Annotated in this window: 18 protein-coding genes; 14 read left to right on the forward strand and 4 right to left on the reverse strand. The window is 70.4% G+C overall.

Translation table 11 applies throughout. From position 1 onward, the window contains the following. The first annotated feature begins 59 nt into the window (after positions 1 to 59). The 14 genes from VGZ23_07865 (at position 60) to VGZ23_07930 (ending at position 18,713) form a co-directional block, all read left to right on the forward strand. A complete protein-coding gene (locus VGZ23_07865; GenBank protein ID HEV2357509.1) occupies positions 60 to 1,421 on the forward strand; it encodes an MFS transporter in 1,362 nt (453 codons plus the stop codon). Between the two features lie 89 nt (positions 1,422 to 1,510). Continuing rightward, complete coding sequence (locus VGZ23_07870; GenBank protein ID HEV2357510.1) at positions 1,511 to 2,755, forward strand: copper resistance protein CopC; 1,245 nt, start codon at positions 1,511 to 1,513, stop codon at positions 2,753 to 2,755. An 82-nt stretch (positions 2,756 to 2,837) separates the two neighbouring features. After that, a complete protein-coding gene (locus VGZ23_07875) occupies positions 2,838 to 3,914 on the forward strand; it encodes an ion channel (protein HEV2357511.1) in 1,077 nt (358 codons plus the stop codon). Positions 3,915 to 4,070: 156 nt separating this feature from the next. After that, positions 4,071 to 4,655 carry a Maf family protein gene (locus tag VGZ23_07880; protein HEV2357512.1) on the forward strand — a complete coding sequence of 195 codons (585 nt, stop codon included), beginning with the start codon at positions 4,071 to 4,073 and terminating at the stop codon, positions 4,653 to 4,655. A 1-nt stretch (position 4,656) separates the two neighbouring features. Then, the gene (locus tag VGZ23_07885; GenBank protein HEV2357513.1) at positions 4,657 to 5,691 is read left to right on the forward strand and encodes a D-2-hydroxyacid dehydrogenase; all 1,035 of its coding nucleotides are present in this window, start codon (positions 4,657 to 4,659) and stop codon (positions 5,689 to 5,691) included. A gap of 164 nt (positions 5,692 to 5,855) precedes the next feature. Beyond that, positions 5,856 to 6,128 (forward strand): HU family DNA-binding protein, encoded by a 273-nt coding sequence (locus VGZ23_07890; protein HEV2357514.1) that lies wholly within the window; start codon positions 5,856 to 5,858, stop codon positions 6,126 to 6,128. Positions 6,129 to 6,508: 380 nt separating this feature from the next. Beyond that, entirely contained in the window at positions 6,509 to 7,801 is a 1,293-nt protein-coding gene (locus VGZ23_07895) for an MEDS domain-containing protein (GenBank protein HEV2357515.1), read from the forward strand. A gap of 171 nt (positions 7,802 to 7,972) precedes the next feature. Continuing rightward, a complete protein-coding gene (locus tag VGZ23_07900; GenBank protein ID HEV2357516.1) occupies positions 7,973 to 9,898 on the forward strand; it encodes a 2-oxoacid:acceptor oxidoreductase subunit alpha in 1,926 nt (641 codons plus the stop codon). 82 nt (positions 9,899 to 9,980) lie between these two features. Next, positions 9,981 to 10,850 carry a thiamine pyrophosphate-dependent enzyme gene (locus VGZ23_07905; protein HEV2357517.1) on the forward strand — a complete coding sequence of 290 codons (870 nt, stop codon included), beginning with the start codon at positions 9,981 to 9,983 and terminating at the stop codon, positions 10,848 to 10,850. 55 nt (positions 10,851 to 10,905) lie between these two features. Next, the gene (locus VGZ23_07910) at positions 10,906 to 11,262 is read left to right on the forward strand and encodes a hypothetical protein (protein ID HEV2357518.1); all 357 of its coding nucleotides are present in this window, start codon (positions 10,906 to 10,908) and stop codon (positions 11,260 to 11,262) included. Between the two features lie 363 nt (positions 11,263 to 11,625). Then, positions 11,626 to 12,903 (forward strand): HD domain-containing protein, encoded by a 1,278-nt coding sequence (locus VGZ23_07915; protein ID HEV2357519.1) that lies wholly within the window; start codon positions 11,626 to 11,628, stop codon positions 12,901 to 12,903. Further along, a complete protein-coding gene (locus tag VGZ23_07920; protein HEV2357520.1) occupies positions 12,900 to 15,452 on the forward strand; it encodes an MFS transporter in 2,553 nt (850 codons plus the stop codon). Before VGZ23_07915 ends, VGZ23_07920 begins: the two co-directional genes overlap by 4 nt. A gap of 1,618 nt (positions 15,453 to 17,070) precedes the next feature. Next, the gene (locus tag VGZ23_07925) at positions 17,071 to 17,205 is read left to right on the forward strand and encodes a hypothetical protein (protein ID HEV2357521.1); all 135 of its coding nucleotides are present in this window, start codon (positions 17,071 to 17,073) and stop codon (positions 17,203 to 17,205) included. 131 nt (positions 17,206 to 17,336) lie between these two features. Beyond that, positions 17,337 to 18,713 carry a tetratricopeptide repeat protein gene (locus VGZ23_07930; GenBank protein ID HEV2357522.1) on the forward strand — a complete coding sequence of 459 codons (1,377 nt, stop codon included), beginning with the start codon at positions 17,337 to 17,339 and terminating at the stop codon, positions 18,711 to 18,713. Positions 18,714 to 18,765: 52 nt separating this feature from the next. Here the strand turns inward: VGZ23_07930 and VGZ23_07935 are convergent, their stop codons facing one another. The 4 genes from VGZ23_07935 to VGZ23_07950 form a co-directional block, all read right to left on the reverse strand. Then, the gene (locus VGZ23_07935) at positions 18,766 to 19,323 is read right to left on the reverse strand and encodes a DUF305 domain-containing protein (protein ID HEV2357523.1); all 558 of its coding nucleotides are present in this window, start codon (positions 19,321 to 19,323) and stop codon (positions 18,766 to 18,768) included. A gap of 147 nt (positions 19,324 to 19,470) precedes the next feature. After that, complete coding sequence (locus VGZ23_07940; protein HEV2357524.1) at positions 19,471 to 20,022, reverse strand: FumA C-terminus/TtdB family hydratase beta subunit; 552 nt, start codon at positions 20,020 to 20,022, stop codon at positions 19,471 to 19,473. Further along, the gene (locus tag VGZ23_07945) at positions 20,019 to 20,861 is read right to left on the reverse strand and encodes a fumarate hydratase (GenBank protein HEV2357525.1); all 843 of its coding nucleotides are present in this window, start codon (positions 20,859 to 20,861) and stop codon (positions 20,019 to 20,021) included. Before VGZ23_07945 ends, VGZ23_07940 begins: the two co-directional genes overlap by 4 nt. A gap of 4 nt (positions 20,862 to 20,865) precedes the next feature. Then, on the reverse strand, positions 20,866 to 21,199 hold a 334-nt coding region (locus tag VGZ23_07950; protein ID HEV2357526.1), incomplete at its 5' end, for a CoA transferase.

A 21,199-nucleotide genomic window follows, 5' to 3' on the forward strand; every position in this document is an offset into this window, starting at 1 on the left:
CCCCGCCTCCGGGGCGTTGGTATAAGAGAGCGAGAACGAAGGGGCACGGACGGTGACCGGTGCGGATTGAGCGGCTGCTTCGAGGACGGCTGCACTACGGGTGGATCGTTGCGGGGGTGACGTTTCTCACCCTGCTCGCGTCCGCCGGCGTGCGGTCGGCGCCCGGGGTCTTGATTGTCCCGCTGGAGCGCGAATTCGGTTGGACCCGCGCGATCGTCTCGGCCGCGGTCTCGATCAGTCTGCTCCTCTACGGGTTCTCCGGTCCCTTCGCCGCGGCCCTGATGGACCGGTTCGGTGTGCGCCGCATCATGCTGCTCGCGCTCGGGCTCGTCGCCACCGGCGTCGGCCTGACGACCGTCATGCACACCGCCTGGCAGCTCGACCTGCTGTGGGGCCTGATCGTCGGCACGGGCACCGGGACGATGGCCATGACGCTCGGCGCCTACGTGGCGACGCGGTGGTTCGTGGAGCGCCGCGGACTGGTCATGGGTATGCTGACCGCGAGTTCGGCGACCGGCCAGCTGGTGTTTCTGCCGCTGCTCGCGTCGCTCGTCGTGCACCACGGATGGCGCGCCGCGACGATGACCGTGTCAGGGGTCGCGCTGCTGATCATACCGATCGCCGCCCTGTTGATGCGGAACGATCCGGGCGAAGTCGGGCTCCGTCCGTACGGGGCGGTCCCCGGCGGGCAAGAACCGGAGGGTGCCGCCTTCGCGGCGGGCGGGGCGCGCGGCGTCCAGGCCGCCGCGGCGCGCCCATCCGCGGCCGCAACCGTCAATCCCGCCGCGGCCGCCGTGCGCGCGCTGACCGATGCCGCACCCGTCCGCGACTTCTGGCTGCTCGCCGGCTCATTCTTCATTTGCGGCGCCAGCACGAACGGCCTCATCGGGACGCATCTGATTCCGGCCTCCATGGAGCACGGCATTCCCGAAGTGACCGCCGCCGGCATGCTGGCCACGATCGGCGTGTTCGACCTCTTCGGCACGGTCTGCTCGGGATGGCTCACCGACCGCTGGGACAGCCGGTATCTGCTGTGCTGGTACTACGCGTTGCGCGGCCTCTCACTGCTCTATCTGCCCTATGCCCTGGGGACGTCGTTCGCCGGCATGGCGGCGTTCACGGTCTTCTACGGGCTCGACTGGGTCGCGACCGTACCGCCGACGGTCCGCCTGACCGCGGACATCTTCGGGAAGCAGCGCGTCGGCGTGGTCTTCGGTTGGATTTTCGCGTCGCACCAGATCGGCGCGGCGATGGCGGCCTTCGGCGCCGGCGCGCTGCGCACATCGTTCGGGACGTATCAGGGCGCCTTCATGGCCTCGGGCCTTCTCTGTCTCATCGCCGCCGGATTGGTGATGCGCATCACGGCTGCTTCCCCCGGCGTGACTCTTCCGCTGCGGCCGGCCGAGGCGGGGGCGGTATAGCCCGGCCGGAACACCCACGGTCCCGCTCCAGTGCCGCGACGGCGGCCGCGGCCGCGACTGCCGCCGCGCCCGCCGTCATCCTGCTCGTGATGCTGCTGGGGCGTGTTCCCGCAGCGCTGGCCCACGCCGTCCTCGTCCGAGCCGATCCGCCGGATCTCTGCCTCCTGCCGGGCGGCGAGAGCCTGCCGCCGGACGCGCCTCCGTGCCGCGCCGGCGTGGTGCTGCCTGAGCCGCCGCGGGTAGTTCACCTCGTCTTCAGTGAGCCGGTGCAGCCGATCGGGCCGGGGCTTCGCATCATCGGACCCGATGGACGGCGTGCGGACCGCGGACCGGTGAGCGTCGAGGGGACGGAGGTGCACGTCGCCGTCGACGCGCGGTCACCGGGGACATACCGAGCCGTCTGGGCCGTGATCTCCCAGGACACCCACCCGGAACTCGGCACGATGGCCTTCAGCGTGCGGCGCACCGGCGGGATCATCTCGGAAGGCGCGCCGCCGGGCGGACCAACCGGTGCCGCGGGGGCGTTCGGAACGGTGCTTGGTGTGTTTGCGCATGCGCTGCACTTTTCCGGGTACGCGCTCGGCTTCGGGGCGTTCTCGGCGTCGTGGCTGCTGGGGCAGGTGCGCGCGGCCCCGCCGGATGCCGTGTGGCGGATGACCGGCACGGGGATCGCGCTCCTGCTGCTCGCCGAACCGGCCGCGTTTGCCGCAGAGTCGGTCGCCCTCGGGGCGGTCGGCGGAGGGTCCGATCCCGCGGTCATCGGCGCAGTGCTTGATTCGAGCTTCGGCCGCGTGCTCTCGCAGCGGCTCGCCGGCGCGATCCTACTGTGGGTCCTCGCGGGTGCGCTCCGGAGCGGCGCCCTGCGCGCCGCCTGGACGGTGCCGCTCCTCGGCGTGGGCCTCGCGTTCGTCGACGGGCAGGCCGCGCACGCGACCGGCGTGCGGCCGGCGTGGTGGGGTCTCGGCGTCAACGCCGTTCACCTCGGCGCGATGGGACTCTGGGGCGGTACGCTGGCGTTTGTCCTGCTGTCGCCGGGCGCGTGGGCAAGGAGATCGGGCGTGCGGCGGTTCGCGGTGGCCGCCGGTGCCGCCGCGGTCGCGACCGGGATCGTGATGGCCGCCCAGCACCTGACCGGGCTTCGGGATCTTGTCGCCGGCCCGTACGGCCGCACGCTCGCGGTCAAGATCGGCGCGGTCGCCCTGGCCGCCGGCCTCGGTTGGTTTGGCGTCCGCCGGCAGGGCCGGCGCGGGCTGATAATCTGGGAGGCGGCGGCGATGCTCGCCGTCCTGCTGCTGGCGGGACTGCTGGTGCTGCTGCGGCCGCCCGTACCGTAAAGGCGGCATTGCTGGTAGTGATCCCGCACGCACCGGATGACGGAGCGCGTCTCTCCCACGCGTTCAGAAGGAGGAGGCTACCGTGCGCCTGATTGTCGGCCTGGCCGGGATCGGCCTGATCGTCGCGATGCTCTGGGACGCGTTCGAGACGGTCGTGCTGCCGAGGCGGGTGGCGCGGCGCCTCCGGGTGGCCTTCTACATTCGGTATGCGTGGCGGGCGTGGGTGGCGGTCGTCGGACGGATACAGCGGACAAGCCGGCGGGAAGCCTACCTCGCGTTCTTCGGACCGCTGGTGACATTGAGCCTACTATGCGTCTGGGCCGCCGGCCTGATCCTCGGCTTTGGGGTGCTTCACTGGAGCCTCGGTTCGCAGATGACCGCGCCGGAAAGCCATCCGGGGTTCGGCACCGACGTGTACTTTAGCGGCACGACGTTCTTCACGCTGGGGCTCGGGGACGTTGCCCCGCGATCCGCGGTGGCCCGGGTCGCGGTCGTGGTCGAGGGCGGGGTCGGATTTTCGTTCCTGGCCCTCATCATCTCGTACCTGCCGGTCATCTATCAGGGCTTCTCACGGCGGGAGTCGCGGATCTCGATGCTCGACGCCTGGGCAGGCTCGCCTCCGAGCGCCGGAGAGCTGCTGCGGCGCGCCGGCGGGGATCACGCGCTGCTCGAACCGTTTCTCCGCGAGTGGGAGCGATGGGCGGCTGAATTCCTCGAGAGCCACATCTCGTATCCGGTGCTGGTGTACTTTCGATCGCAGCACGACAATGAATCCTGGCTCTCGGCGATGACGGCGGTGCTGGACGCGTGCGCGCTGGCGATCGGCGCCGTGGAGGGCACCCCGCGGCGGGGGGCGGAGCTCACCTTCGCGATGGCGCGGCACTCGGTCGTCGACATCAGCATCATGCTCAACTGTCCGCCCGAGCCGCCGCAGGCGGACCGGCTGGCGGACGGCGACCGGGCCGCGCTGATGGCGATGCTGCGCGCGGCCGGGTGCCGCATTCGTGACGACGCGGCCGCGCGGGCGCGGGTCGACGAACTGCGCCGGATGTACGAGCCGTACGTCAACGCGCTCGGCCGCCGGCTCGCGATGCCGCTGCCGTCGTGGGTCGGGGCGCCGGGGGCGCGGGACAACTGGCAGAAATCCAAGTGGAGATAGGCGTCCCGGAATTTTCGGGGTGTCCATTGTACTTCGGGCTTCGCTTACCGGGCGTACCGCGTGGGCGTGGAGCGCCTTGTCGCTGCGGAGGTCGGTGGACGCGCCTGCCCCGCGGTGTGATAGGGCCGCCGCCCGACACCGCCGAAGGATGTCGCCGTGGCGGTGATTGTGCTCGCGTCCGGATCCCCGCGGCGCGCGGAACTGCTTACGCTGGCCGGAGTCCCGTTCATCGCGGTCCCGAGCGCCGTCGTCGAAGACCGCCGTTCGGATGAAGCCCCCGCGGAGCTGGTTCGCCGGCTGGCCGCGGCCAAAGCCTACGAGGTGGCGGCGGCCGGGAACGGGCGGTTCGTGCTCGGCGCGGACACCGCCGTCGTTCTCGCCGGCGAGGTGCTGGGCAAGCCGCGCGACGATGACGAGGCCCGGGCGATGCTCGCGCGGCTCTCCGGGCGTTCGCATGAAGTCCTGACCGGGTACGAAGTGATCGACGCCGCGTCCGGCCGTACCGACGGCGGCGTCGTGTCGACGCGTGTGGAATTCGCGACGTTGAGCCAGGCGGAGATCGACGCGTACGTGGCGACCGGCGAGGCGCGCGGCAAGGCGGGGGCGTATGCGATTCAGGGGAGGGCGGCGGCCATGATCCGGTGGCTCGAAGGCTCGTACACCAATGTCGTAGGTCTTCCACTCCGGGAGGTCCTCGAGACGCTCACGCGGATGGGCGCGATGACGCCGGGGGCGGCATAGCGTGCCGCCCCGCCCGCCGGTGTCCGTGCTGATCGCGTCCTATCTCGAGCCCGAATGCGTCGAACGGGTCCGGGCGGTTCCGGGCGTCGAGGTCATGTACGAGCCCGAGCTACTGCCCAAGCCCCGTTACCAGGGCGAGCATCACGGGCAGCCGTTCACGCGCGGCGCACAGGACGAAACGCGGTGGCGCGCGCTGCTGGCGCGGGCCGAGGCGTCCTTTGATTTCGACTACACGAACCTCGAGCGCATCCCGGTCCTGGCGCCCCGCCTCCGCTGGATCCAGGCGACGAGCGCCGGCATCGGCGAGATGCTGGTCCGCACCGGCCTCGTCGACTCCTCGATCACGTTCACCACGGCGTCCGGCATCCACGCGGGGCCGCTCGGCGAGTTCTGCGTCACGGCGATGCTCGTCTTCGTCAAGGACCTGGGCCGGCTCCGGATCGAGCAGGCCGCGCATCGATGGGAACGCTACTGCGCGCGGGAACTGCGCGGCCTGACCCTCGGCGTGATCGGGCTCGGCAACGTGGGACGCGAAGTGGCCCGGATGGGCGATGCCTTGGGGATGCGGGTCATCGGGACGAAACGGACGATCCCGGCGGACGGCGTTGCGCACGTCGAGCTCGCGTTGCCGCCGGAGCGGTCGGGAGAGGTGATCCGGGAGGCCGACGTGCTCGTGCTCACCGTCCCGCAGACGCCCGGTACCAGGCGGCTGCTCGGGGAGCAGGAGCTCCGGAGTATGAAACGTGGCGCCATCTTGATCAACATCGCGCGGGGCGCCGTGGTGGACGAGCCGGCGCTCGTGGCGGCGCTGCGCGACGGGCATCTAGGCGGCGCGGCGCTGGACGTCTTCGCCAGGGAGCCGCTGCCGCCCGACAGCCCGCTCTGGGACCTTCCGAACGTGATCGTCAGCCCGCACTCGGCGAGCACCGTGCCGGCCGAGAACGCGAGACTGACCGAGCTGTTCTGCGACAACCTGCGCCGTTATATCGAAAACCGGCCCCTGCGCAACCTCTTCGAACGGGAACGGCTGTACTGAGGGAACGCCGTTTCACGCCGGACGGCCGTCCGGCGGCAGGATTCAGCCCGTCGTCTGAAAGCCAAGTGATATAAGGCCGCGAGCGGAAATCCGGGAAGGAAACCCCCCACCATCCACGAACCCCTAAGTCCCGAGATCGCAATGACAACAGGCGGAGGGGAGATATGACTAAGGCTCAGTTCACGGCGCGGCTCGCCGACAAGCTTAAGATGAAGAAGGCCGAGGCCGCTCGGTTCGTCGATGAGTTCACCGGTCTCGTCGTAGGCGCTCTCAAGAAGGGCGATCGCGTGCGGTTCCCCGGATTCGGGACCTTCAAGGTTTCCAAGCGGAAGGCGCGCATCGCCCGGAATCCCCAGACCGGCGAGCCGGTACGGGTGCCGGCACGGACGGTCCCCCGGTTCACGCCTGCCAAGGAGCTGAAGGCTACGATCAAGTAGCGCACCCTACCGATCGAACCGAAGCCTCCGGGCCCGCGGGCGGCCGTCCCGCGGGCCCGGCCGTCCGGCCACCCGATCGACCGGCGCGCCGTCTCTGCGCCGCGGTCCCGTCTGGGCACTTTGGCCCGCGCCGCGGGCCCCAGGGACCTCCGGCCGCGTCCAGGCGGCCTCCTGCCCCGTCTGGCGCGGGACCTCCGGCCGCGTCCAGGCGGCCTCCTGCCCCGTCTGGCGCGGGACCTCCTGCCCCGTCTGGCGCGGATTGCTCTTTGGCAATTTTTGCAATAGCGCAATTCAACTTAGCGTTCTCCATGCTAAACTGCGCACGTGCCCCGAGGAGCGAACATCTGTCCACCATCGGCGCCAGGAGCATCACGCTTCCGATGACGGCCCGACCCAACACAAGACGCGCCCGGGCGAAGCGCCGGGCGCGGCAGCCGCAGCCTGCCCGGTTGGAGGAGATCGTCATCGGCAAACACGGCGTCCTCATTTACGACGGCGCGTCCGAATTCGTGTCGTTTGCCGCCGCGTTCGTCCGGCAGGGATTGGGGCGAGGGGAACGTTGCCTCTCGGTCGTCGATCACCTGATCGCCGAGGCGCTCGTCGCGGCCCTCGACGGCGGTGGCGTCGACGTTGCCCTGGAGACCGAGCGCGGGGCGCTGGCGATGATCCGCACCCAGGACTACGCCGCGCCGTCAGGCGTCGATGCCGCCGCGTTGATCGACGCCGTGCGACGGGTCGCCAACGACCCGCGGTCGCGACGGTTTGCCGGCCTTCGCCTCGCGATGGACCTGACCTGGGCGTCGAAAGCGGCCGCCGGCGCGGATTCTCTCACAGAGATCGACGCGCTGTTCGATGACGGTACGGAACGGTACGCGTGGACCGGGATCACCGCCTACCGTGACGGCACCTTCGCGCCGGCGACGATGCGGGGGGTGATCCGCGGCCATCGGACCGTGCTTGCGCCGGACTACGTTCACGTCGACCTCAATCCCATCTTCGAGGGACTGAACGCAAAGGCACGGGCGTCGCTCCTCGCCGCCGCCGCCGAGCGCCTCGTTCGCAAAGGTGAATTCTATTTCCGTGAAGGCGAGGAGGCGGCGGAAGTCTTCCTCTTGACCCGCGGTCGGGTCGCGGCCGGCCGGACGGATCTCGACGGCCGCCGCATCCTGAGCCTCGAGATCGCGTCACCGTCGGGGGTCTTCGGATACGCGAGCGTCCTCGGCCGCAACGTCCGCCTCGTCTCGGCCCAGGCGCTCGAGGACTCGCGCGCCCTGGCGTGGGATGCGGCGACGATTCGCCGGGCCATCGCCTCCCGCCCCGAAGTCGCCACGGCCGCGATTCAGTACCTGCTCCGGCAGCAACTGAACCAGTGGGTCGACCTGTCCATCATCGCTACCGAACGCCTCGAACAGCGGCTGGCGCGGGCCGTGCGCCGCCTCGCGCAGTCGGCCGGCCGGCCGGCCCCGAACGGGGCCGTGATCGAGCTGTCGCTGTCCGGTCACGATCTGGGGGCCATGATCGTGACCACCCCGTACACGGTCAGCCGGATCCTGGCCGGCTGGAGGCGCCTCGGGATCGTGGACGCGCGGCGCGACCGGATCGTCATCCTCGACGGGAAGCGCTTGGCGGCCGTCGCGCGGCCCGACACGGAGGGCGAGTCGGCCGCGGGCTAGCCGCGGTACCTTCGGGGCACAACGTCGACCGTGACCCCGCGTCGCGCGGGGCGTCGCACGGCGGCGCGGTGGCGCTTTCGCGCCGGACCTGCTACTATTTAGTGCTGGGATGAACCTCGGATCCACTGGAGGCTTAGCGAACTCGAGCCGCGACGCTCGGGGGAGACGCCGGTGCTGCGCCTCGCCCTTCGCCCACGGTTCCACCGGAGGCAGTTGTCCACGATGCAGATCAACCGAATGAAGCTGCTCGTCGGGGGTGTGCAGCTTCGCGACGGCGTCTCGACGATCACGGACCTTCTCGGACGCCTGCTGACGCGATCGGGTCTTCACGTGATGGCCGTCGAGCGCGGGTTTGCCTCGACGATTTTCGGCGCGCACCAGTACGACCCCGTCGTCATCGCGCCCGAACCGCCCCTCTCGTGGGGCGACGCGCGCGTGGACATCCTCGTCGGGCTCGAATACGATATCAACCCCGACTCGAAGGTCCAGCCCAACCGCGACACGCTGCTCCGGCACGCCCGCGAGTTGCGCGACGGCGGCGTCGCTCTGTACGACAGTTCGACCGGCCTGGTCCCGACCGGCGACCTGGAGGCCCGCGGCGTGCGGGTGTTCCCGATCCCGGCGCGCCAGATCGCGCAGCAAGATCTCAAGAAGGAAGTCGTGAAGAACCTGGTCATGACGGGCGCCCTCTTCCGCCTCCTGGGGTTTGACCAAGACGAGACCCGTCTGCGCCGCCTGCTCGAAGAGCGGTTCGCCCGCCGGGGCGCCGGGCTCGTCGATCTCAACATTGAAGCGGCCCGCCGGGGCCGCGCCGCGGCGGAGGCGATCCTCGCGGAGCACGGCTGGCACGACATCGGCTACCGGCTGGAGCCGGTCGCCGGGGCGCCCCCCGCCGTCTACATCGGCGGCAACGAAGCGCTCTCGATCGGGGCGATTCAGGCCGGCGTGCGGTTCTACGCGGGGTATCCCATCACGCCCGCCTCGTCGATCCTCGAGTTCATGGAGGGGCATCTGCCGCGCTACGGCGGTCGCGCCCTCCAGGGGGCCAACGAGCGGGAGTCGATCCGCGCCGCGCTCGGCGCGAGCGCCGCGGGCGTGCTCAGCATGGTCGGCACGAGCGGCCCCGGGTTGTCCCTCAAGGTTGAAGAGATCGGCGTCTCCGGCATCACCGAAACGCCGCTGGTCATCGTGGACGCGATGCGGGCCGGGCCGTCCACTGGCATGCCCACCAAGCCCGAGCAGGGAGACCTGTGGCTGGTCACCGGCGGCGGGCATGGAGAGATCCCCCGGATCGTGCTCGCGCCCGCGAGCATCGAAGAGTGCTACTCGCTGATCCACGACGCCGTGCGCTTCTCGGACCGGTACCAGTGCCCGGTGTTCTTCCTGACCGATCTGAACCTGAGCGAAGGCCGCGCCACGGTGCGCGAGGACGTCTTCAGCAACCACGGGCACGCGGTCGAGCGGTTCGTCGCTACCGAGGCGGACGTTCGGGGCGAGCGGTATGCCCGCTACCGCCTCACCGAGTCCGGCATTTCCCCGCGCCTCGTTCCCGGGACCCGCGGCGTCATCGCGAAAGTCAACAGCACCGAGCACGACGAGACCGGGTTCGTCACGACGGACCGCCCGACGCGCGTGGCGATGATGGACAAGCGCATGCACAAGATGACGGAGTATTTGAATCACGACGCAAAGCCGCCGCATGTCTACGGCACGCTCGGGAAGGGGCCGATCCTGGTCGGGTGGGGGTCGACCCGTTCGGTCCTGCTGGACGCGCGCGAGCGGCTGCGGGCCGACGGCGTCGACGCGGCGGTCGTGCACTTCACGCACCTGTGGCCGTTCCCGACGAACCTGGCGAAGCCGCTTCTCGATCGCGGCGTCCCCGTGGTCGTCTGCGAGCACAACTATCTGGGGCAGTTCGCCGGCATCATCCAGGCGCACTGCCTGATCCCGGCGCGGCGCGTCCTCAAGTATAACGGGCGTCCGCTGCACCCGTCCGAAGTCGTGCGCGCCGTGCGCGAGGTGACCCGCAACGGGGCCGGGACGGTCCGCCTCGGCGGCAAGGATCCCGTGATGGTCGAGGTGACGCTCGATGCCTGAGACCAAGTCTTCATCCGACGCGCCGACTAGCGCGGGGCAGGCCCCGACTGGCGCCCCGGCTGGCGCGGGGCAGGCGGGGCAGGTGGGGCAGCAGGGTCAGGCGGCCAAGTCGATCTGGGAGCAGAACGCGACGCCGCGGCACCGCATCCAATGGTGCCCGGGGTGCGGCGACTACGCGGTGCTGAACTCGCTCAAGGCCGCGCTGACTACGCTCGAACTCACGCCGTCCGAGGTGTTCCTCGTCGGAGGCATCGGCTGCTCCGGGCAGATCCGCAACTACCTCAACGGCAACTCGTTCTACGGGACGCACGGCGGCGCGCTGGCGTATGCGCTCGGCGCCAAGATGGCCAATCCGGGCTTGAAGGTGATCGCCCTCGCCGGAGACGGCGACACGCTCGCGATCGGTGTCGAGAACTTCGTCCATGTCTGCCGGCGCGATCCGGACGTCACGCTCGTGATCATGGACAACGGCGTCTACGGGCTGACGAAGGGCCAGGACTCGCCGTCGTGGGGCCTGGGACAGCCCCACATGAAGGTCTCCGAAGAACACCCGCCGTTTCTCGATCCCCTCAAGCTCGCGCTCGCATCCGGAGCGACGTTCATCGCGCAGTCGTTCTCCGGCGATCCGAAGGCCACGACCCGGCTGATGGTCGAGGCGGTCCGGCATCCGGGCTTCGCGATGCTGAACGACTTCTCGCCATGTGTGACGTACAACAAGCTCAACACCTACGACTGGTTTCGGGAGCACGTCGAAGCCGTACCCGACGGCCACGACCCGAGCAGCGAGGACGCCGCGGACGCGCTGATCCGCGACTTCGACCGCCGGCAGAAGCTGCCCATCGGGGTCATCTACCGGCACCCGCGCGTCAAGGACCCGGTCAAGCGCCTGCCGCTGTGGCCGCAGGAACTGGCTGGGGTCGACGTCGAGCCGATGCTGCAGGGGTTCAGGTAGCCGGATAGCCGCAACAATCGCCGCAATCGCTCAGGTCGGCTTCGGGGGCACTGCCGTGGGCAGCAACGGGAGCAGCAACGGGTTACCGGACCCGTCGAGTGAGGGTCTTGACGCCGGCGCCCTGCGGCAGGACCGCGACTACATCAACATCGCCACGCGATCGTTGCCCGCCGGCCTGGTCCGGCGGGTTCTCGAGGCCATGGACGAGCGGCGCCGGGGCCGGCGCGCCGCCCCGGCGCGCGGCACGGGCCTGCCGGACATGAGCGCCGCCGAGATGCAGCGCGAGATCGCCTGGCGGCTCGATACCCTCCCCCCCGAGGACGCCGCGGCTATTGCGCGTCTCGTGCGCCGATTGGTCCCGCACGGCGGGCAGAAATCGCCCGCGAGAGATGATGCCGCACAGGAGGCCTAGAATCTCCTGGCGAGGTTTACTCAAATAAATGTCGGCAGGAATGAGCCAAGCCGCATTGAACTTCTACAGACCTTGGTCGGGGCGGGTGGGGGAACGGCGGTCTACCATACCGCACATCCCCGGGGTGCCCGTCGGGCAACGGAGGGGGATTCACGGCAGTCGCCGCGATGACGGCGAACAATTACATACCGAGTGGGTGACGTGCACAACGCACGGACTTGGTTTCGTAGCTCACTCGTACGTGGTTCCATGTACGGCGACGGCGGCGCATAAATCAGGGCGCTCGGTGCTCCCGGTGCCTTGAGTATGCTCCCACTCAACCCCCGACCAGGTTTTGTCGTTTCATCCCCCGGTGCGTTCACGATGGTCCGCGGCTGGCTGCGAACCATCGTGGCCTTGAACGTTCGCGCCCCCGATGAGCTGGAGGAATACCGCCGTCCGCCGGCGTGGTTGCGCGTCGCACTCCTCAGCAGTCTTCTCGTTGACATCGGCGCGCTGGCGCGGCTTGCACCACGCGATATCCCCGCGGTCATTGCGCTGACGGTCGTCTACGCTCTGACCATGCTCGTGCCGCCTGTTGCGAGTCCGCTCGGGATGATACGCACGCCGCGTGTCGCGTTCTTGGTGACCCTCATGTTGCTGTGGTCCCCGTTGCACACGCTACTCGCGGTCGCCTTTGGCACGCTTCTTGCCGTGTTTGCATTCCGGCTCTACGAACCCTGGCGAGCGCTTATCAACACCGTCTTCTGGGCCTATCCGGCCGCCTTTGCATCGCTGGTCGGCCACGCGGCACTGCGCGAGATTCCCGACCCGCTGGTTGGACTTACCGTGGCCGGCCTAGTCATACTGGTCGTGTATCTGGCCACAAACTTCGCATTGCTCGCGCTGTACCGCCGTCTGCGTCACGGCGAAGCATTTTTCGCCTACTGGTGGAGTTGCCTGACGGAGAATCCGCTCGCGCAGGTGCTGGCGGCTCCGCTTCCGATTCTGTTGGGCGCCATCGCCCTCGGGGTCGGGCGAACGCCGTGGACGGCGCTGCTTCTCACGGCCCTGTCGGCGGTCACCATGCCGCCCGGCCGGGCCCAACTGGCCATCTTCCTCGCCTCGCAGCGGACCGTGCAGGACATCGTTCGTGCGTTGATGATCGCGCTGGAGCGGACGGCTCCGGGCGCGCAGGAGCACGCACGGCGGGTGAGCGATCTCGTCGGCGAGATGGGGCGCCGTCTGCGGGTTTCTCCCGACACGGTGGAGACGTGGCGCACCGCGGCGCTGCTGCACGACATCGGCCTCATCGACGCCGCCAGGCGGGCGGACTCGCCGGAAGGTCACGCGGTCGCCGGGGCGCGGATTCTCGCGTCGTATCCGGACACGATCGTCGCCGACATGGTGCGGGAACACCACACCCCGTGGTCGGAACTGTCGCCGCGGCTGCGCGGTCCGGCGGCCCTCGGGGCGCGGGTGCTCGCCGCGGCCGAATATTACGATGAACTGCGGTACGGCACGCCGGAGAGGCCCGGTCTCATCACCCACGCGGCCACCGCGGAAGCCCTTCGTCCGCTGTTTGGCACACAGTTGGACCCTCGGGTCGCTGCGGTACTTCTCGATGCGGCCCGGTCGCTCGACCCCAAAGCGGTTTCATGACGCGAACGCGGCGGATCGCCGTCCTGAACGGGCTGCTGTTCTTGCTCCCGGCCGTGGTCTGGGCCCGGTGGGGCCTCGGCACGCACGTGCGGCTGCCCGATCTGCTGCTGCTGGCATCGACCGCGGCGACGGTGGCGTGGCTCGCGGCCTACCCGTTGCGGATTTCGCCGAGCGATGATTTCCCGCTGCTGGTGGTTCCCGTGCTGGTCGCGCTCGGCCTCGGCCGGCCGCAGCTCGCGCTGGCCGGCGGTCTCTTCGGTCTTGCGGCCGCGACGGTCGGGGAGCCGGAGCGGTGGGGCGGCGTCCGCGCGATGGAAGAGGGCACGGCGCTCGCGGGCGGCGTGCTGGCGGTGATGCTGATCCGGTTGCCGCAGTTCCCCGATGCGCCGTACCGCCTCGGCACGCTCGTCCCCATAGTCATCGCGGCGATCGTTTACGCGGCCGTTCGGCCACCGCTCGTCGCCGTTCGAATTGCCCGGACCGAACGGATGGCGTGGAGACGCGCGCTCATCGTCGTCGGCAACGGGTGGGGGACCTCGTTGGTCAGCTCCGTGGCGCTGGTCCTCGCGACCGTCGCGATCGAGCGCCTCTGGCTGCCGCACGCAAGCCGGGTCGCCTTGAGCGCCCTGCCGCTGTTGGCCGGCGGCGTGGTGCTCCACGTGTTTCATCCGCGTTCGATGAGCGGCCGGGAGGAGCGTCGTGTGCTGGCCACCACGGCGGTGCTCGCGGACGCCATGGACGTGAAGGATACGCGCACCGGGCTGCATTCGCAGGACGTCGCGCAGCTCTCCAAACAGATTGCCCGGGCCGCCGGAGTGAGCGAGCGGTTGGCGCACGACGCGTTCCTGACCGGTCTGCTGCACGACATCGGCAAGGTCGCCGTTCCGGACGCCATTCTACAGAAGCCGGGCAAGCTCGACCCCGATGAGTGGCGCGTGATGGAGCACCACGTCCTCGACAGCGCCGCCATGGTCGAGTCGATTGCCGGCCTTTCGCGCATCGTCCCGCTCGTCCGCGCGAGCCACGAGCACTACGACGGATCCGGCTACCCCGACGGCCTCGCCGGCCGGGCGATCCCGCTGGCCGCACGGATCGTGGCGATCGCGGATGCCTACCACGCCTTGACGAACGACCGCGTCTACCGGCCGCGGGCAAGTCGCGAGACGGCGCTCGCGGAGCTCGAGCGGTGCAGCGGCACGCAGTTCGATCCGGCGCTCGTCCGGGCCCTGCGCCGGGTGGTCGGCGCGGGCGCTCGACCCCGCGCCCTCCCCGCGGCGCGTCCGGCGCCGGCCTGGCTCAGCGTGCTTCGCCGCCCGGCCTTCGCCCTGCTGTGGGGCGGCGAACTGGTCTCCTTTTTGGGCGACGAGGTCTTCTTCATCGCGATCACTCTCTGGGTGTACGCGCTCACCGGGTCGGCGACAACGCTGGCGGCCGCGCTGGGCGCGGGATACGTCGCGCAGGCGGTCTTCAGTTTTCTCGCCGGAACCATCGCCGATCGGGTGGACCGCCGCGTCATCGTCGCGTTTTCGGACGTCGGCCGGGCGCTGGTCGTGGCCGCCCTCCCGTTTGTGCTTCCGTGGTCGCTGCCCGCGGGGCTGATCCTGCTCGGAATTCTGAACGTCGGCTCCGTGTTCTTCCGCGCGGCCGTCAACGCGCTGCTGCCGTCGATCGCGACGGCGGAAGAGCTGCAGGCGGTGAACGCGCTGTTCCAGACGACGGAGCGGGTCGCGGAGATTCTCGGCGGGGTCCTCGGAGCGGCGGCGGTGCTGGCGCTGGGCTACGCGGGTGTCATGTTCGCCGACGCCGGGTCGTTCCTGGTGAGCGCCGCGTGCGTCCTCCTCATGCCGCTCGCGTGGGGCGCGGGCCTCGGTACCAGGCGGCGCGTCTCGATCACCGCCGATCTCACGACGGGGCTCCGGTACTTATGGAGGACGCCGTTCCAGCGATACTTTGCCCTGTTGATCGTGCCGGGCTACCTCACCCTCGCATTCGAAGCGCTTCGCGCGCCGATGATCGTGCACACCGCCCACCTCTCGCCAACGGCCTACGGGGTCGTGAACAGCACGCTCGGCGCGGGCAAACTGGCGACCGCGCTCGTCCTGGCCGGGCTGACGAGGCGGTGGGCGACGCCGGGTCTGGCGGTCGTCGCCTATTTGATCGCCGGTCTCGGCGTGGCGGTGTTCGCGTCCGCGCCGTGGTATCTCGGGTTGGTGGCGGGAACGTTTATCTTTGCGGTCGGCAACATGCTCTCGTACATCGTCAACGCCACGCTCGTCATGCAGACGACCCCGCAGGAGCTGCTCGGCCGCGTCCTCGGCAACCGTCAGGTGCTCGTCCAGGGCACGCGTCTCATCGGCGCGCTCGCGCTGGGGCGTCTTGCCGACACCGCGTCGCCGCCGGTAGCGTTATGGGCTATGGCCGGCGTCTCGATGGGCGGCGTGTTGATGCTTTGGCTCTTCACCGGCCGCTCGGTGGCCGCGTCGACGCCGCCCCCCGCGTCCGCCGCCGGCGGAGCGGCCCGCTCCGTCGCGGAACTCGAGCCGTCGTAGCTCCCGGACCAGACGCCGCGCCGGGCGTCCGCCGCCGCGTAGAGGTCCGCGCGGCTGGTTTGCGGATGCGTATCGACCACCGTCACCGAGCGGAGCCGAAACCCGGCCGCGTGCGCGGCCCCGGCCGCGTCGGCGAGGCGCGCCGGCGAGGTCGCGGCCAGCACGAGACGCTCCACCCCCGCCTCGTGCAGCGCGCCGAAGGGCACGGGGTCGCCCGTCACGTGGGCGAGGGCCCGCCGGGTCGGGCCGTACGACCGGATGACCGCCGAAAGCGTCTGCGACGCGCGATCGACGAAGATCGCGTTTGACGCCTCGTTCCACGCCGCGTTCTGCCGGGCGACGGCGAGGTGCTCCCCGGCCGTCCGTCCGACGGCGCGCTTCGCCCGGGCGGCGGCGGGCAGCGTGTAGGCTCCGATCCCCGCATCCATCTCGAGCAGGGTGGCGGTGCCGTCCAGTTCCAAGGCGTCGAGCGCGCAAGTGACGGCCGCGGACGCCGCGCGGCCGGTCACCGGAAACGGCGCGAACACCGGGACGTGGTACCAGCGGCCGAGGAGCGCTTCCACCACACCCGCCTGTCCCCAGCGCAGTTCCGGCTCGGCCGGACGGGCCCGCTTGACCGTGACTTCCACCAGGCCCGTAAGATGCCGGCGCAGCGCGTCCAGGATCGCGTCGCGCAGCGGCGGTGCGAGGGGCGCGTCGACCACCAGGCCGACCGCCGCTTCCTGCGACGCTTCGCCGACCCGAAGACGAATCTGCCGGCAGACCCGTTCGCCCCCGCCCGCCGCGTCAAGCGCCGGGGCGAGAATCCTCCACGCCCGCTGCACCTCGGCAAACGTCCTCTGAAGAACGGGGGACTGCACCGGGCACGCGTCGATGGCGACGTGCGCCGGTCCGGCGGCGGCGTGCAACCCCAACGCCGGCCCGCGGCCGTCCGCCGCCGGGACGTACGTGCCGGCGGTCCGGTATCCCCATCCGTCCGCGGCGGGAACGACATCGACCGGAACCGCATCCAGCCCGGACGCGGCGAGCGCACGTTCCACCAAGGCACCTTTGGCTGCGTTCTGCGCGACGCCGTCGAGGCGCTGCCACTGGCATCCGCCGCACCGCTCGAAGTGCGGGCACGGCGGCGGTACGCGTCGGGACGAAGGCTGGACGAGCGTCACGAGGCGTCCGCGAATGGCCCGCTCGCGACGCTCGCGCAGCTCGACGTCGGCAAGATCGCCCGGGACCGCGTCCGCGACCGCGATGGTCCACGGTCCGAGGTGCGCGAGCGCCTTTCGGTCCGCCGACATGCCGTCAAACATGACGCGGACCCGGGTGCCGAAGACCTGCGCGGAGGCGTTGCGCGACGTCACGGTTTCTCGGCTCTCCTCCCAAGACATCGCATCCCGGCGTCGTGCGGGCGCGTGACCGGTTTCCACGTTTCTTACCCGGCCGGGCTCATTCTCCTGGTCGTCAATCGTACGTTTGTTTGGTAGGTATTCTGAAAAGCGTGGCTCAACCTTCGCAGTGACCGCGCGAATGTCACTGGCCGACAGGAGGTCCACTCTTTCACGGCAGGAGTCCGTAACTATTCAGACGTGGCCGTCCGGCTAAAAACTCCATGGAGGTGATCGGGATGCGGAAGATGTTTGCGATCGTGGTGACCATGGTATTGCTCGTGCTTGGTGGAATCGCGGGAAGCAGCCTGCACGCCGGCCATTCGCAGGCGCATGTCCTGGCGAGCGACGGCGGAAGCGGAGCGGGCGGCTAGCACCACACGAGCCTGCGCTGCGCCGGGTAGGTTGCGTCTGGCCGGACGGCCGCCTACCGGCGTGCGGCAGGAATCGCCGCGTTTCCCCGCTGAATAGTCAAGGACTCATTGACGTTCGGGGACGCGCGGCAATGGCACAATTGACCTTCGGGCAACTACTGAAACAGGCCCGCCTCGCGCTCGGACTCAGTCAGGCCGAGGCGGCGGCCCCCATGCTGACCAAGGCGTTCATCAGCCTGCTCGAGCACGACGGCGCGCGCCCCTCCTTGTCCACGATCCGGCATCTCTCCCGGCGGCTGCGCCGCCCGCTCGAGTACTTCCTCGCCGGACTCGATGCGACGACCGTCGCGCGCGCGTTGCGCGCCGCCGGGGATCAGGCGCGGGCCGCCGTGGATCAGCGGCGATACGCCGCCGCGCACGCCGCGTTCGAGGAACTCGGCCGTCTTGGGTCCGTGTGCGGCGTGCCGCAGGCCGCGGCGGCCGCGACGCTCGGCATGGGGGAGGCGCTGCTCGGCCTTCGCCGGCTGCCCGAGGCGGAGCGGCTGCTCCGCGACGCGCTGGACGGGGCCCGCGATCCGCTGACCGAGTGCCGCGGGCTGCGCGGGCTCGGATATGCGGCGCACCTGCGGGGGCGGCTGCACGAGGCCGTGGCGCGGTATCGCGCCGCCCTCGCGCTGATCCCAGCGATCTCCAGCCCTATGCCCGCGCTGCACGGCGAGCTGCTGGCCTACCTCAGCACCATGCTCTTCCGGCTGGGAAATTTTGAAGAGTCGCTCGCCGCGGCGACCGAGGCCCTGGATTTGCTCGAGGCGAGCGCGCCGGCCCGGGTCGCCGAGGTACGCATGAATCTCGGGTTCATTCACTACAGCCTCGGTGCGTACGAGTCGGCCGCGGAGGAATACCGGCTCGCGCTGCGGATCGCCGAGCAGTATGAAGACCTCGAGACCGTCTTCCGGGTCCGCAAGAACTGGGCGATGGTCCTGATCGAAGCCGGCCGGCCGGAGGCGGCGTTGGAACACCTGCGGTTGAGCGTGACGATGGCCCGCCGGCTGTCGGACGTCCGGGGCGAATGCCTCGCCTTGACCGAGCTGGCCCGCTGCTACCTCGCCCTCGGGGCGCTTGCCGATGCCCGGGCGAGCGCGGAGGAGGCCGTGGCCCGCAGTCACGCCGCGGGCGTCACGGACGAGGTGGCGCGCGCGGGCATCGTGCTCGGGGCGGTGTCGGTGGCCCAGGGTCAACCGCAGCGCGCGCTCCGCTATCTCACCGCCGCCTACCGCCACTCGACCGGGGCCGGCATGACGGTGGAAGTCATTATCGCCGGCTACCTGCTCGCCCGCGTCACGTCGCGCTGGGGCCGGGCGGCCGACGCGGTGCGGCTCCACAACGAAGTGTTCGCCGCCCTCCGGCGGCTGTCGCCCGAGGAAGTGTACGGCGTCATGCAGGTGGCGAAGACATTCGACGGTGCGATCGACCACGCCGTCGCGCCGGCGCCGGTCTCAACGCCGTAGCGCGGTCTTTGTCATACGCGGCGGCCGCCGGATTCCGGCGGGGCTGCCGCGCTCAGTGATACCAGCGTGCGAGCCAGCCCCGAAGCGTGCCCTCGTCCTGCCGGTCGACCGCGGCGGCGTTCGTCGCGAAGGTCCGCAGCGCCGGGCGGTCGGCCCTCTGCGCGGCGAGTTTCGCGAGCGCCATGCTACGATCGAAGTGCCGGGTCATGAGCGCGATGTAGGTCCGCTCGAGCGCCGGGCCCCGCAGCGCCCGCAACTTCTTGACCGAGGCGGTGGCGACGCCTTCCTTGCGCTCCGTGGGCCCGGTGCCGAATTCTCCCAGCAGGGCGAGCATCTCGCGAATTTGGGCGTGCTCGCGCTCCGCAAAGTCCTGATTCCACCGGAGCAGGTCCGCGTGATCGGCGTAGAGCGTGGCCGTCATCGCCAGCTCGACCGCCTCATCGTCGTCGGGCACGGCGGCCCGCAGGAACGCGACGTCGAACGCCGGTCCGCGCAGCGCCGACAGGTTCGCGAGGGTCGGGTCCGGCGCCGGGGCCGGGGAGGCGAACGAGGCCGATACGGGGAGGATGAGGGCCACTACGAGAAGCGCCGTCACTCGCTGGATTCGCATGCATCACCTCGTCACGATCGATTGCCGCACCGGAGGGGCCGGGTGGACATAGGCATTTATGCCCCGCGGATCGCGCGGCACGACGGACGGGGTCGCAAGTCCGTGTCAAGGCGATGGCGCGAAAGCGCCCGTGAACTGCGGTCGAGTCTACCGCCGGAACTTCGCCCGGCCGTCCTCGTAGACGTCGCCGCCGCGGCAATCGTTGGCGACGACGAGGGGAAACTGCTCCACGACCAGCCGGTAGATCGCCTCCGCGCCGAGATCGGGAAACGCGACGACCTCGGCGCTCCGCACGCGGCGTCCGAGGAGGGCGGCGGTGCCCTCCACCGCCGCCAAGTAGACGGCGCCGTACCGCCGGATCGCGTCCCTGACCGCCGCGGAGCGCCGGCCCTTGCCGATCATGCCGCGCACGCCGCGTTCGAGGAGGGCGGGCGTGTAGGGGTCCATCCGGGAGGCCGTCGTCGGGCCCGCGGAACCGATCGGCCGGCCGGGACGCGCGGGCGTGGGGCCGCAGTAATAGAGCACCTGGCCGCGGAGGTCGACGGGCATCGCCTGCCCCGCGGCGATGATGCGGGCGAGCCGCTCGTGCGCCGCGTCCCGGGCAGTGTAGACTACACCCGACAGCAGGACTTCGTCGCCGGCACGGAGCCGCTCGATGTCGGCCGGCGCGAGCGGCGTCACGAGGATCTGATCGCTCACAGGATCGTCCGGCCGGCGCGGTGCGAATGGCAGTCCAGGTTCACGGCGACCGGCAGGCTGGCGATGTGGGTCGGATGCTGCTCCACGTGCACCGCGAGCGCGGTGACGCGACCGCCGAAGCCGCCGGGCCCGATCCCGAGGTCGTTGATCCGCCGCAGCAGTTCCGCCTCAAGGGCCGCGGCGTCCGCTTCGGGCGACGGCGCGCCGACCTCGCGCAGCAGCGCCCGCTTCGCGAGCAGGGCCGCCAACTCGAACGTGCCGCCGCATCCGACCCCGACGATGAGGGGCGGACTCGGATTGGGTCCGGCCTCGGCGATCGCGCGGGTCACGAACTCGATCACGCCGCCGCGGCCGTCGGCGGGCGTGAGCATCGCGAGACGGCTCATGTTGTCGCACCCCGCGCCTTTGGCCAGCATCGAGAGCGTGACCCGGTCCCCCGGCACGATGCGCGTGTAGACGATCGCCGGCGTGTTGTCGCCGGTGTTCTCGCGGTGGAGCGGCGCGCGGACGACCGACGCGCGGAGATAGCCGTCGCGATAGCCCTGCCGGACGCCCTCGTCGATCGCGGCCTGCACGTCTCCGCCGGTCAGATGGACGTCCTGCCCGACGTCGAGGAACACCACGGCCGTGCCGGTGTCCTGACAGATCGGAAACCACTCCTCGCGCGCCACCCGCGCGTTCTCCAGCAGGCGCGCGAGCACCGTCCGGCCGATCGCGGATTCTTCGGCGGCGTGGGCCCGCTCGAGGGCGGCGAGCATGTCCGGGCCCATCCGGTGATTGATCGTAATGCACAGCTCGCGCAGCGCCGCCGTGATCGCCTCGGTCGGGACGGTGCGCATCGTGTCAGATGACCCCCTCAGCGTGAAGGCGTTCGAGCTCCGCGGCCCCGAGATGCAGCCATTCCCCGTAGATCTCGCCGTTGTGGGCGCCGAGGGCCGGGCCGGCGTGGCGGATGGCGCCCGGCGTATCGGTGAACTTTGGGATCACCCCGGGCATGCGCAGCGTCCCGGCGTCGGGGTCGGCGACGGTCGCGATGTCATCCCGGGCGGCGTACTGGCCGTCCGCGAGGATGCGCGGTACGTCGTAGACCGGGCCCGCGACCGCGCCGGCCTCGTCGCAGCGCGCCAGCACGTCGGACTCTTTGTGCGCGCCGATCCACCCGGCGAGAATGGCATCG

Source organism: bacterium (assembly GCA_035945995.1).
GTDB lineage: Bacteria > Sysuimicrobiota > Sysuimicrobiia > Sysuimicrobiales > Segetimicrobiaceae > DASSJF01.

Coding starts and splice junctions, on each gene's coding strand:
- VGZ23_07870 (HEV2357510.1), top strand. CDS start 1,511: ATGCTGCTGGGGCGTGTTCCCGCAGCGCTGGCCCACGCCGTCCTCGTC.
- VGZ23_07890 (HEV2357514.1), top strand. CDS start 5,856: ATGACTAAGGCTCAGTTCACGGCGCGGCTCGCCGACAAGCTTAAGATG.
- VGZ23_07895 (HEV2357515.1), top strand. CDS start 6,509: ATGACGGCCCGACCCAACACAAGACGCGCCCGGGCGAAGCGCCGGGCG.
- VGZ23_07915 (HEV2357519.1), top strand. CDS start 11,626: ATGGTCCGCGGCTGGCTGCGAACCATCGTGGCCTTGAACGTTCGCGCC.
- VGZ23_07920 (HEV2357520.1), top strand. CDS start 12,900: ATGACGCGAACGCGGCGGATCGCCGTCCTGAACGGGCTGCTGTTCTTG.
- VGZ23_07925 (HEV2357521.1), top strand. CDS start 17,071: ATGCGGAAGATGTTTGCGATCGTGGTGACCATGGTATTGCTCGTGCTT.
- VGZ23_07930 (HEV2357522.1), top strand. CDS start 17,337: ATGGCACAATTGACCTTCGGGCAACTACTGAAACAGGCCCGCCTCGCG.
- VGZ23_07935 (HEV2357523.1), bottom strand. CDS start 19,323: ATGCGAATCCAGCGAGTGACGGCGCTTCTCGTAGTGGCCCTCATCCTC.
- VGZ23_07945 (HEV2357525.1), bottom strand. CDS start 20,861: ATGCGCACCGTCCCGACCGAGGCGATCACGGCGGCGCTGCGCGAGCTG.